The sequence below is a fragment of the Shewanella sp. DNRA4 genome, from assembly GCF_012843185.1.
Classification (GTDB): domain Bacteria; phylum Pseudomonadota; class Gammaproteobacteria; order Enterobacterales; family Shewanellaceae; genus Shewanella; species Shewanella xiamenensis.
Genome location: NZ_JABAIP010000010.1, coordinates 1 through 11,817 on the forward strand (window position 1 = coordinate 1; position 11,817 = coordinate 11,817).

Below are 11,817 nucleotides of genomic sequence, written 5' to 3' on the forward strand. Positions count from 1 at the left end.
GAGCAAGCAGTGCGTTCTAAGCCGATAACGTACCAATCAATTAAAAATCGATAACCACAATATATAGTGGTTGGTCGTGCTAAGTGGATAGCCCTTATATAAAAACAGTGGTGTTGACTATGCGTATTATCCCTATCTATGCCAGTGCCGGTATCACTGGCTTCGAAAGCCCTGCAGCTGAATATAGTCAGTTGGGTCTGAGTCTTGATGAGCTGTTAGTTGTGCATCCCAACGCTACCTTTATTGGTGTTGCAAAAGGTGACTCAATGCAGGGAGTGGGCATTTTTTATGGCGATATATTGATTGTTGACCGCCAGGAAACCACGCGTCATGGTGATGTGATTGTTGCCAATTTTAACGGTGAATTTGTATGTAAAATCCTCGATAAAACGCATCGCATGCTGCTGTCATCGAATGAACAGCACCAACCTCAGCCTATTCACGACTATGATAATTTTACGATTGAAGGGGTTGTTATTCGTTCTGTTCGTTGCCATCGCCAAAGTCCATTATTAGCGGATATCTGATGTTTACTTTGGTTGACGCCAATAGTTTCTATTGCAGTGCCGAGCAGGTTTAGCGCGGAAGCAATTTAGTATTGAAATAGAACGCACTGTGCGTGAACTCAACGGGCAAGAGTGCAAAGTATGGGACGAGGCGAGGGCGGATAAGAAGCAAATATTCTCAACTCGTAGTGTGGGTGAGCGTATTACTGAGTATGAGGATTTACTGCGAGCCTTAAGTAAACATGTGGCGATTGCCGCAGCGAAAGCGCGCAAGCAAGGTTCAAGCTGTAAAACAATGTTGTTTGCCAGTAATTCTCCCTACGATGAACCCCCAACAGGCTTTAAGACTTTAGTGCACTTTGCTTGTGCTACTTATTGCAGCATTGAGCTTATTCAAGGGATGACACAAGCAGCATCTCAACTTTTCCGTGCCTGCGTACGTTATTATAAAGTCGGTGTAGGCCTGATTGATGTGGTCAGCACCCAGCATGGCCAGTTAGATTTATTCAATGTCTCAAAAGCCAAGCCAGCGCTAATGAAGACCCTTGATGGCATCAATCAACGTTATGGCACAGACACCTTATTCATTGCCACTCAGGGTATCGAACAAAAATGGGCCATGCGCCGCGATTTGCTCACGCCACAATACACAACCAAGTGGCATTGTCTGCCTGAGATTAAGTGTTGATTAGTTGAAATAGACGTCTAGTTTTGGCCTATTAAGGAGCATTATTCACACTTTCTCTCTCCAAAAATCAAAATAAGTAATTGATTAAAATAGTATTTAAATTTGTTCAATGCTCTCTATAAAAACACCTTGAATAGCAGTTAACTACCTGATTTTGTTGTTAATTATCTTATTGGTTGTGTTTATATGGGGAATATTTGTCGTTCGCCCACGGCTGAGGCCGTTTGCCGTGCAAAAATTCGTGAACGTCGCCTCAATATTGAAGTTGATTCTGCTGGCACCATTGGTTATCACCAAGGAGATAAACCTGACAGTCGCGCCATAGCTGCGGGTATAAAACGCGGGTTAAGTTTCGATGGTATGCGCGCAAGACAAATTGTTGATGCCGATTTTGAGTATTTTGATCTTATTTTAGCAGCCGATAATGGTAATTTAGTGGATTTACATAGTCGTTGTCCGCTTGAGTATCAATACAAACTTCAGCTAATGTTGTCTTACGGAAATAGTGAAATTGATGAGGTCCCCGATCCCTATTATGGCGGTACTCAAGGATTTGAATTAGTCCTCGATTTGCTCGAACAGAGTATCGATAGCTTGTTAGATCAATTAGCAGGAAAAACGAATGACACAGATTAATGATTAAGGCGGAGTAGGTACCTTAGAACCTCGATGAGTCAAAGTATCAACCCCTGCTTACCTATGCAATAGAACGTAAAATCATTGGATTAATTTCATTAAGCGTTAACTAAGCTTATTTCGGGATACTAAATCTATCTCAAACAGTTCTTACCGCTATAACCTTAAAACGTCAACATGCCCTAGTCGTCAGATAAGCTCAATCGATATTAATTGCTTAACTCTTGCGAGATTTTGACTAGACTCAAAGCTCAGTTAAGTGAGTTTGTTACAGGTAAGTTTGGGGAGATTGCTATGGATTCAATCAAAATACGCGACCATATGGACCGTCAGCCTGTGTTGCTCAGTGCAAATATGTCACTGGCTACTGCGGTTGAGAAACTGTTAGATAATAACAAGATGGGTGCAGCTGTCGTGGATGACAGTGGTAATTTAGTGGGTTTTTTATCCCAGCAAGACTGCTTAGCTGTCATGTTAAAGAGCAGCTATCACTGTGACTTAACCTCAGTGGTGAAGGATTGTATGCGCACTGAAGTCCTGTATGTCGGTCCTGATGAGAGTATTTTACAACTCGCGGAGCAGATGCTGGGCGCTAAACCAAAGACCTATCCGGTGGTGGATAATGGCAAAGTCATCGGCACAATCAATCGCACCAATGTGTTGAAGGCGATGAATGTATACATGCAGCAATGTTATCTTGCGCCCGCTTAAGCTGTTATTTGGGTGGCTAATTTCCCGCGGTTTACGGTGTGTTTTGAACAATTAGCCATACCAATAAACCAGGTTCCTTGCTAGGATCGCCTTTTTCGATGCTAGCAATGGAATTTGGTTTTGAACTCTGACAAACATCCGCTATCGAGCGCTTTTCTCCAGCAGTGCTTTCAAAGTGATGCCTCGCGGATCCGCCGCCGTTTATTTAAGCTCAATAAAGAAGCCGATTCTGACAAAAAAGCACAAGAATTAGCCAAACTTGCTGAGCAGGCGCAAGCAGCGTTCGAGAAAGTAGAGCAGCGCCTGAAGGCTCGCCCTAAGATCAACTATCCTGACAATCTGCCCGTCAGTAGCATGCGCGAAGACATCGCCAAAGCCATTAGTGAAAACCAAGTGGTGATCATTGCGGGTGAAACCGGCTCGGGTAAAACCACGCAGTTGCCAAAAATCTGTTTAGAACTGGGCTTAGGCAGCCGTGGTTTTATTGGTCATACCCAGCCGCGGAGGTTGGCAGCGCGCAGTGTCGCGTCAAGGGTGGCTGAAGAATTACAAAGCCCGCTCGGCGAAGTAGTGGGCTTTAAGGTGCGTTTTGCCGATGCGCTTAAGAGTGAATCCTATATCAAACTGATGACCGACGGGATTTTACTGGCGGAGCTCACCTCGGATCGTTATTTAGATCAATACGATACTATTATTATCGACGAGGCGCATGAACGTAGCCTCAACATCGATTTTATCTTGGGTTACCTCAAGCAAATTCTGAAAAAACGCCCCGATCTTAAGATCATCATCACCTCGGCGACTATTGATGTTGAACGTTTCTCTAAGCATTTCAATAATGCACCTATTATCGAAGTCTCTGGCCGGACCTATCCGGTGGAAACCCGTTATCGCCCGCTGGTGCAAGATACTGAAGCGGATCTCGACCAAATCGAAGGGATTTTTGCCGCCGTTGACGAATTAGTCGCCGAAGGCTTGGGCGATATTCTGATCTTTATGAACGGCGAGCGCGAAATTCGTGATACTGCCGAGCAGCTAAATCGTCGCAATTACCGCGATACCGAGATTTTGCCGCTGTATGCACGCCTCTCCTACGGCGAGCAGTCTAAGGTGTTTAGCTGCCATACTGGAAGGCGCATAGTGCTTGCGACTAACGTTGCGGAAACATCGCTGACAGTGCCAGGTATTCGTTATGTGATTGACCCTGGGACTGCGCGGATCAGCCGTTACAGTTATCGCACTAAGGTGCAGCGTTTACCTATTGAGCCTATTTCACAGGCCAGTGCCAATCAGCGTCAAGGCCGCTGCGGCCGTGTTGGCCCGGGTATTTGTATTCGTTTATACGATGAGGCGGATTTTAACAGTCGTCCCGCGTTTACCGATCCCGAAATCCTGCGCACAAACTTAGCCTCGGTGATTTTGCAGATGCTCGCCATCGGTCTTGGCGATATTGCCGCGTTCCCCTTTATTGAGCCGCCCGATCCACGCCATATTCGCGATGGCTTCTTACTGCTTGAGGAATTACAGGCCGTTAAGCAGCAGAAGGGCAATATTGTGTTAACGCCGCTTGGGCGTCAGCTATCACAGATCCCGGTGGATCCGCGTTTAGCGCGTATGGTGGTCGAGAGCCACCAACTTGGTTGCTTAAATGAGGTGTTAGTGATCGCCTCAGGGCTGTCGATTCAAGATCCCCGCGAGCGCCCCATGGATAAAAAGCAGGCGTCCGATGAAGCCCATCGCCGTTTTGCCGATCCCCAGTCTGATTTTGTCAGTTGGGTAAACCTCTGGCAGCACTTAAAAGAGCAGCAAAAGGAATTATCCGCCAGCCAGTTCCGTAAAAAATGCCGCGACGAGTACTTAGCCTACCTGCGTGTGCGCGAATGGCAGGATTTATATAGTCAGCTAAAACAAGCGGTTCACGATTTAAAGTGGCGTTTAAACGACACTCCAGCCAGCTACGATGCGCTGCACCGTGCACTGTTATCGGGTCTGCTTAGCCATATCGGCTTTAAGGACAATAACAACGAATATTTAGGTGCCCGTAACCGTAAGTTTTTTGTGTTCCCCGGCTCGCCACTGGCGAAAAAAGGCCCTAAGTGGATTATGGCGGCGGAGCTGATGGAAACCTCTAAGCTGTTTGCCCGCTGCTGCGCCAAAATTGAGCCAGAGTGGCTCGAGCCGTTAGCGGCGCATCTGATTAAGAAGAATCACCTAGAGCCGCATTTTGAGGCGAAACAGGGCAGTGTGATTGCCTTTGAAAACCAAGTGCTTTACGGTTTGACCGTGGTGCATCGCCGCCGCGTACAATACGGGCCGATTAATCCTGTTGAAGCGCGGGAGATCTTTATCCGTAGCGCGCTCGCCGAAGGGCAGTTACAGACCAAAGAAGCCTTTTTTATCGCTAACCAAAAGTTATTGGAAGACGTCGAAGCACTCGAGCACAAGTCCCGTCGCCGCGATATTTTGGTCGATGAACAAGTGTTGATGGACTTTTATGAGCCGCGCATTCCCGAAGGCATCTATAACGCGCCTAAGTTCTTTAGCTGGTGGAAAGAAGCGCGCCGAACTCAGCCCGATTTACTCGATTTTAATAAGTCGCTATTGATGCAGCGCAGTGCCGATCACATATCGGCGCTCGATTTCCCCGATACTTGGCACAAGGGCAATATCCGTTTGCAACTGAGTTATCACTTTGATCCTGCGGCGAGTGATGATGGCGTTTCTGTGCATATTCCAGTGGCGCTACTCAATCAAATCGATGATACGGATTTCGATTGGCTCGTGGCGGGGATGCGTGAGGAGAAATGCGTTGCGCTGATTAAGTCTTTACCTAAGGGGCTGAGACGTAATTTTGTGCCTGCGCCCGATTATGCCCGCGCCTGCGTGCAGGCGATGCAGCCCTTTAGCGCCAGTTTACTCGATGCCATGTGCAAACAGCTTTTGCTTATGAGTGGTACGCGCGTTAATCCCGAAGATTTTGATGTCACGCAGATGCCCGCGCATTTGCAGATGAACTTTAAGATTGAGGATGATAAGGGCAAGTTAGTGGCACAGGGGCGGGTACTCGATACCTTAAAGGCCGAGTTACAGGGCGTGGTCGCTAAGGCGATTCGTCAAGTGGCGGATAAGGGGATTGAAAAGGAAGCGCTCACCGAGTGGTCCTTTGGCGACTTACCTAAGCAATTTGAGCAGCGTAAGGGCAACTATCAAGTACGGGCTTTCCCTGCACTGATTGACAATAAAGACTCAGTTGCTATCAAATTATTTGATGATGAATTTGAGGCACAGGCGGCGCATCGTCAGGGTCTTCGTCGTCTGCTGTTACTCAATATTCCATCGCCAGTAAAACACCTTCAACAGGCACTGCCAAACAAGGCAAAACTGGCGATGTATTTCAATCCATTTGGCCAAGTACAAATTCTGATTGATGACATCATTGCCGCAGCCGTGCAGCAATTGCTCGATGAAAAGGCGTTGGATGTGCGCGATGCTGCTCAGTTCGAGCAAGCCAAGGATTGGGTGCGCCAAGAGTTGAACCCTACCGCCGAGCAAATCGCCCTAAAAGTGGAGCAGATTTTGACGCTCTACCAAGGCATTAAAAAGCGGACTAAGGGTAAAATCAGCTTAGATATCGCTTTTGCGATGAGTGATATTCAAAGCCAATTAGATCAATTAGTGTTTAAGGGGTTTGTTGAGGCCTGCGGTTGGAAGCGTTTAGCCGATGTGGCGCGTTACTTAAAGGCGATTGAAACCCGTATCAACAAGTTGCCCGTGGATCCGACCCGTGACCGCTTGCATATGCAGAGTATCACTAAGGTGCAAGAGGCTTTAGCGGCTCAACTTGCTAAGGTGCCACGCTCACAGCCCGTACCTGCGGAATTGATTGAAGCCCGTTGGATGATTGAAGAGTACCGGGTGTCTTGCTTTGCCCAAGCGCTTGGTACTGCCTATCCTATCTCGGAAAAGCGTATCTTAAACCATATCCTGCTGAGTTAATGATGTTGATGCATTACTGATTAATACGTCGATTCAGTGAGTAGTGAGCTAAGTACAACGTGTCATCTTTAGCATTAACAGCCGAACCTTAGGGTTCGGCTTTTTTATTGCTCATTTTCACCTAACTATAATTAGCCGCGATCAGCATGTTGTTGCAGGCGTGATTGTTTGCTATGGGCTATCACAGGCTAACCCCAAAGGGCAAAGTAGGTAGCGAATGAATGGCCCCTAATGGCTTTTAATTGATAAACAGTTAGCCAATACGGTAGGGACTTTGGCTATATCTTGAGCGAGTTAACGATTTGACGAAGATGTTAAGCCAATTTCGCTGCAGATAATCGGTAATTTGTGCCTTCCTTTACCATCCCCTAATACTCCTTAAGGAATATTTTGTTTAAATTTTGTGCGGTTTAGTTGCCTAACGCCTATCTCTTTTCCATGCTTTAGCAATTGGTTAATAAAAAAACATAACTAATCAACCTGTTTACAATCTGAAAAAACGCTCAAAAACCATGATCTAATTAAATCTATCGCCAAATTGATGATCTGGATCAAGCATCAAAGGGTTTACCGATTTTGAGGTATACAGTTTGTTAACACCTTAACGCTATGATCAATTGGTGGATCAAAGATGCAATAGAGATACCTATAAATCCTGTAGTGATCAGAGTAATCCATCACAGGAACGAACCTCTTGGAGGACGCATGAGTGCTAACAGCGCAGCAGAAAAATCCTTAGAACTGAAAATTTTTATCTTTTTAACCGTATTTCTCGCTCCCCTTTTATCCGTGTTGTTGGTGAGTGGATTGGGATTTGCCATATGGTTTAGCCAAATCTTCACCGGCCCACCGGGGGCTGGTTGAGTCAATACAAAATAATAACAACAGAATTAAAGCGGAGTGTCGGATGAGCAAAGAGCTGCATATCACAAGTCTCGTGGTGCAAGTCATGCCAAATAAGATGGCGGATGTTAGGCAACACATTATGGCGATTGAGAATGCCGAACTCTCTGTCAATAACGAAGTAAAACTCGTCGTTGTACTTGAAGGTAACTCCCAACGTGCCTTGATGGACGGTATCGAACAGATTAATGCCATTCCTGGCGTCTTGTCCGCCACTATGGTTTACCACCAGAGTGAAGAGCTCGAAGAGGGTGAAGAATGAACATGAATAGACGTGACTTTATTAAAGCCAATGCGGTGATTGCAGCAGCGGGCGCCGCAGGCTTAGCGCTGCCGGCATCAGCCAGCAATTTAATTACTAGCTCAGAGCAAACCAAATTAGAGTGGAACAAAGCGCCTTGCCGTTTCTGTGGTACGGGCTGCTCTGTGATTGTTGCGACACGTGATGGCAAAGTGGTTGCGACCCACGGCGATGCAAACAGCGAAGTGAACCGCGGCCTTAACTGTATTAAAGGTTACTTCCTGTCGAAAATTATGTATGGCAGCGATCGTTTGACCACGCCAATGCTCAGAATGACCGATGGCAAGTACGACAAGCACGGTGAATTTACTCCCATTAGCTGGGACAGCGCTTTTGATATCATGGCGCAAAAATGGAAAGAAACCCTCAAAGCTAAAGGTCCTACCGCAGTTGGAATGTTTGGCTCGGGCCAGTGGACCGTCTGGGAAGGCTATGCCGCGGTTAAACTAATGAAGGCGGGCTTTGGCTCTAACAACGTTGATCCGAATGCGCGTCACTGTATGGCGTCAGCCGTGGTCGGCTTTATGCGTACCTTCGGTATCGATGAGCCTATGGGCTGTTACGATGATATGGAAGCGGCCGATGCCTTTGTGCTGTGGGGCTCCAACATGGCCGAAATGCATCCTATCCTATGGACTCGAGTGACTGACCGCCGTTTAAGCGCATCCCATGTGAAGGTTGCGGTACTCTCGACGTTTGAGCATCGCTCCTTCGACTTGGCGGATTTACCGATTGTATTTACGCCGCAAACTGACTTAGCCATCCTGAACTTTATCGCCAACTACATCATTCAAAACGATAAAGTAAACTGGGACTTTGTGAAGAAGCACGTTAACTTCCGCCAAGGTACCACGGATATCGGCTATGGTTTACGTCCAACCCATCCGCTGGAGCAGAAAGCCAAAAACGTGAAAACGGCAGGGGATTCGACTCCGATTGATTTCGATACCTTTAAGGCCTTTGTCGCCGAATATACGGTGGAGAAGGTCAGCAAGATGTCGGGTGTGCCTGAGGCTAAACTTATCGAATTGGCGAAGCTTTATGCCGATCCCGATACCAAGGTCACCTCGTTCTGGACCATGGGCTTTAACCAACATACCCGTGGTGTGTGGTGTAACAACCTGATTTATAACATCCACTTACTAACAGGTAAGATTTCAACTCCCGGTAATAGCCCATTCTCGTTAACCGGTCAGCCTTCTGCCTGCGGTACGGCTCGTGAAGTCGGGACGTTCTCCCACCGTTTACCCGCGGATATGGTGGTAACTAACCCTGAGCATCGAAAACACGCCGAAGAAATTTGGAAGATCCCCAGCGGTATTATTCCACCAAAACCTGGTTATCACGCCGTAGAACAAAACCGCCGCTTAAAAGATGGCGACTTGAACTGCTACTGGGTACAAGTGAACAACAATATGCAGGCTGGCCCGAACATCAATGAGGAAGGCTTACCTGGCTATCGCAATCCTGCCAACTTTATTGTGGTGTCCGATGCGTATCCCACAGTGACGACTCAAGCTGCGGACTTAATTCTGCCAACCGCGATGTGGGTTGAGAAAGAGGGCGCTTATGGTAATGCTGAGCGTCGCACTCAATTTTGGCATCAAATGGTGCAGGCGCCGGGCGAATCACACTCAGATCTGTGGCAGTTGATGGAGTTTGCTAAACGCTTCACCACCGACGAAGTCTGGCCGAAGGAAGTCTTAGCCGCAAACCCGCAATTTAAAGGCAAAACCCTCTTTGAAGTGCTGTACCAAAACGGCAATGTCGATAAGTTCCCGTTGGCAGATACTGATCCTAAGTATCTGAACAATGAAGCGAAACATTTCGGCTTCTATGTTCAAAAAGGGTTGTTTGAAGAATATGCCACCTTTGGTCGTGGTCATGGTCACGATTTGGCCCCGTTTGATGCTTATCACGAAGCCCATGGCCTTCGCTGGCCAGTTGTTAATGGCAAAGAAACCCAATGGCGTTTCCGTGAGGGAACGGATCCCTATGTAAAATCGGGTAAAGGCTTTGAGTTTTATGGACATCCTGATGGCCGTGCGGTGATTTTTGCGCTGCCCTATGAGCCACCAGCAGAGTCTCCTGATGAAGAGTTCGATATTTGGTTATCCACGGGTCGTGTACTTGAACACTGGCATTCGGGCTCGATGACCCAACGTGTGCCTGAGCTTTACCGTGCCTTCCCCGATGCTGTGTGTTTTATGCATCCAGAAGATGCCAAAAAACGTGGTTTACGCCGTGGTGATGAAGTTCGAGTCGTGTCTCGCCGTGGTGAAATCAAAACCCGTGTCGAAACCCGTGGTCGTAACAAGCCGCCAGTGGGTTTGGTGTTTGTACCTTGGTTTGATGCCAGTCAGCTCATTAATAAAGTCACCTTGGATGCGACAGATCCGCTGTCGAAACAAACCGACTTTAAGAAATGCGCCGTGAAAATCGTCAAGGTATAAGGAGTACAGGATGAAAACATACAAATTAGCTTCAGCATTTAGTGCGCTTGCCTTTTCAGCCCTGATGATGACCAGTGTGACTGCAGCCAGTATTCCTGAGGATAAGATCGATACCTTACGTCAGGCGCCGATTAACGTTGAGCCAACATCGCCCGCGATGCAAGCGGTGCTGAATAAAGATATCAAAGAGGTGCGTAACTACCCAATGCAGCCACCCGTGATCCCGCATAAGATCGATGGCTATCAGCTCGATCTTAAGGTCAATAAATGTATGGCGTGCCATGCAAGACAACGCACTGGAGATTCGCAAGCACCCATGGTGAGCGTGACCCATTATATGGATAGGGATAACAACTTTTTAGCTGAGCTTTCACCAAGGCGTTATTTCTGTACTCAGTGCCATGTGCCGCAACTGGATGCCAAATTACTGGTCGAGAACGACTTTGTGGATATGGATCATCTGATTAAAGCGAACACTGAGCAGAAAAAACACTAGGAGTCAGCATGTTAGATAAACTTAAAAAGATCTGGCAAGTTCTCAATCGTCCGAGTGTGCACTACAGTTTAGGGTTTTTAACCTTAGGTGGCTTTGTGGCAGGGGTGTTCTTTTGGGGGGGCTTTAACACTGCGCTTGAAGCTACGAACAGAGAAGCCTTTTGTATTGGTTGTCATGAAATGGAAAATAACGTCTACCAAGAGTTACAGTCGACTATCCATTTCACTAACCGTAGTGGGGTGCGTGCAACTTGCCCTGACTGCCATGTGCCGCACAACTGGACCGATAAAATTGCCCGTAAGATGCAGGCATCGAAAGAAGTGTGGGGTAAAGTGTTTGGTACCATCAATACCCGCGAAAAGTTTGAGAGTAAACGTCGCGAGCTGGCTGAACATGAATGGGCAAGGTTAAAGGCAAATGACTCGCTCGAGTGTCGAAATTGCCATAACTTTACCTATATGGACTTTACCAGGCAGTCACCACGCGCCGCGCAGATGCACTCCACATCGCTGGCCAGTGGTGAGAAGACCTGTATTGATTGCCACAAAGGTATTGCCCATCATCTTCCCGATATGGCGGGCGTTGAAGGTTTTTAATCGCGTGTAATATTTCATCTCCAGTCAAAGGCCAAGTGCTCTCCACACTTGGCCTTTTATTTTTAGATTGCAATCTATGATTTATCTATCTGAAAAATATATACTATTCAGCATTAAAGATAACGACAACGAGTTGTGATGAACAATACCAAATGGCGTGAATGCATTAGTCTTTTAGCGTCACACAGTGTTTACCTACAATTACGACTGGTAGGTGAGGCTGATTTTCCATTGGATTATGAAGTATCAGATGAAGTGATATCTCAAATACAGGCAAAAGACTGCGTATTTGTAAGACGGGTGATTGACTATAAGTCCATCGCGGCTATACGGATTGTTAAAATACATTTACCGCCTTCAGCTAAACAGATGGATATGATGAGTAAACTCAAACAAGAATTATCACAGTTAGGCCAATTACCTATTATCGAAAATACTGAATTTATCACTATTAATGGATATTAGGTCGATTAGCTGTTTGAGGTGCTGCTGTTTTTGCTTTGGTTAATGCTGCGAATGTGACCACTGGCA

General features: G+C 46.7%; 10 protein-coding genes and 1 pseudogene. All 11 read left to right on the forward strand.

Annotated features, from left to right (window positions below):
- Positions 1-119: 119 nt before the first annotated feature.
- The 11 genes and pseudogenes from HG547_RS11855 (at position 120) to HG547_RS11905 (ending at position 11,751) form a co-directional block, all read left to right on the forward strand.
- Complete coding sequence (locus HG547_RS11855) at positions 120-527, forward strand: S24 family peptidase (protein ID WP_169547941.1); 408 nt, start codon at positions 120-122, stop codon at positions 525-527.
- A 43-nt stretch (positions 528-570) separates the two neighbouring features.
- Positions 571-1,194: pseudogene (locus tag HG547_RS11860) on the forward strand (DUF4113 domain-containing protein); the annotation flags it as partial.
- Between the two features lie 186 nt (positions 1,195-1,380).
- A complete protein-coding gene (locus HG547_RS11865) occupies positions 1,381-1,830 on the forward strand; it encodes a low molecular weight protein-tyrosine-phosphatase (RefSeq protein WP_169547943.1) in 450 nt (149 codons plus the stop codon).
- A 294-nt stretch (positions 1,831-2,124) separates the two neighbouring features.
- On the forward strand, positions 2,125-2,541 hold the full coding sequence (locus tag HG547_RS11870; RefSeq protein ID WP_037418282.1) for a CBS domain-containing protein: 417 nt from the start codon (positions 2,125-2,127) through the stop codon (positions 2,539-2,541).
- A 114-nt stretch (positions 2,542-2,655) separates the two neighbouring features.
- Complete coding sequence (gene hrpA / locus HG547_RS11875) at positions 2,656-6,537, forward strand: ATP-dependent RNA helicase HrpA (protein WP_169547944.1); 3,882 nt, start codon at positions 2,656-2,658, stop codon at positions 6,535-6,537.
- Positions 6,538-7,242: 705 nt separating this feature from the next.
- Positions 7,243-7,401: a nitrate reductase gene (locus tag HG547_RS11880; protein ID WP_011716898.1), complete on the forward strand. Its 159-nt coding sequence runs from the start codon at positions 7,243-7,245 to the stop codon at positions 7,399-7,401.
- A gap of 43 nt (positions 7,402-7,444) precedes the next feature.
- Positions 7,445-7,702 (forward strand): chaperone NapD, encoded by a 258-nt coding sequence (locus tag HG547_RS11885; protein WP_037418275.1) that lies wholly within the window; start codon positions 7,445-7,447, stop codon positions 7,700-7,702.
- A 2-nt stretch (positions 7,703-7,704) separates the two neighbouring features.
- Complete coding sequence (napA, locus tag HG547_RS11890; RefSeq protein ID WP_169548034.1) at positions 7,705-10,194, forward strand: nitrate reductase catalytic subunit NapA; 2,490 nt, start codon at positions 7,705-7,707, stop codon at positions 10,192-10,194.
- A gap of 10 nt (positions 10,195-10,204) precedes the next feature.
- Complete coding sequence (locus HG547_RS11895) at positions 10,205-10,690, forward strand: nitrate reductase cytochrome c-type subunit (protein ID WP_169547945.1); 486 nt, start codon at positions 10,205-10,207, stop codon at positions 10,688-10,690.
- A gap of 8 nt (positions 10,691-10,698) precedes the next feature.
- Positions 10,699-11,286 carry a cytochrome c3 family protein gene (locus HG547_RS11900; protein WP_169547946.1) on the forward strand — a complete coding sequence of 196 codons (588 nt, stop codon included), beginning with the start codon at positions 10,699-10,701 and terminating at the stop codon, positions 11,284-11,286.
- 138 nt (positions 11,287-11,424) lie between these two features.
- Positions 11,425-11,751, forward strand: coding sequence for a hypothetical protein (locus tag HG547_RS11905; protein WP_169547947.1), 327 nt, complete (start codon positions 11,425-11,427; stop codon positions 11,749-11,751).
- Positions 11,752-11,817: the final 66 nt, after the last annotated feature.

Coding starts and splice junctions, on each gene's coding strand:
- HG547_RS11855 (WP_169547941.1), top strand. CDS start 120: ATGCGTATTATCCCTATCTATGCCAGTGCCGGTATCACTGGCTTCGAA.
- HG547_RS11865 (WP_169547943.1), top strand. CDS start 1,381: ATGGGGAATATTTGTCGTTCGCCCACGGCTGAGGCCGTTTGCCGTGCA.
- HG547_RS11870 (WP_037418282.1), top strand. CDS start 2,125: ATGGATTCAATCAAAATACGCGACCATATGGACCGTCAGCCTGTGTTG.
- HG547_RS11880 (WP_011716898.1), top strand. CDS start 7,243: ATGAGTGCTAACAGCGCAGCAGAAAAATCCTTAGAACTGAAAATTTTT.
- HG547_RS11885 (WP_037418275.1), top strand. CDS start 7,445: ATGAGCAAAGAGCTGCATATCACAAGTCTCGTGGTGCAAGTCATGCCA.
- napA (WP_169548034.1), top strand. CDS start 7,705: ATGAATAGACGTGACTTTATTAAAGCCAATGCGGTGATTGCAGCAGCG.
- HG547_RS11895 (WP_169547945.1), top strand. CDS start 10,205: ATGAAAACATACAAATTAGCTTCAGCATTTAGTGCGCTTGCCTTTTCA.
- HG547_RS11900 (WP_169547946.1), top strand. CDS start 10,699: ATGTTAGATAAACTTAAAAAGATCTGGCAAGTTCTCAATCGTCCGAGT.
- HG547_RS11905 (WP_169547947.1), top strand. CDS start 11,425: ATGAACAATACCAAATGGCGTGAATGCATTAGTCTTTTAGCGTCACAC.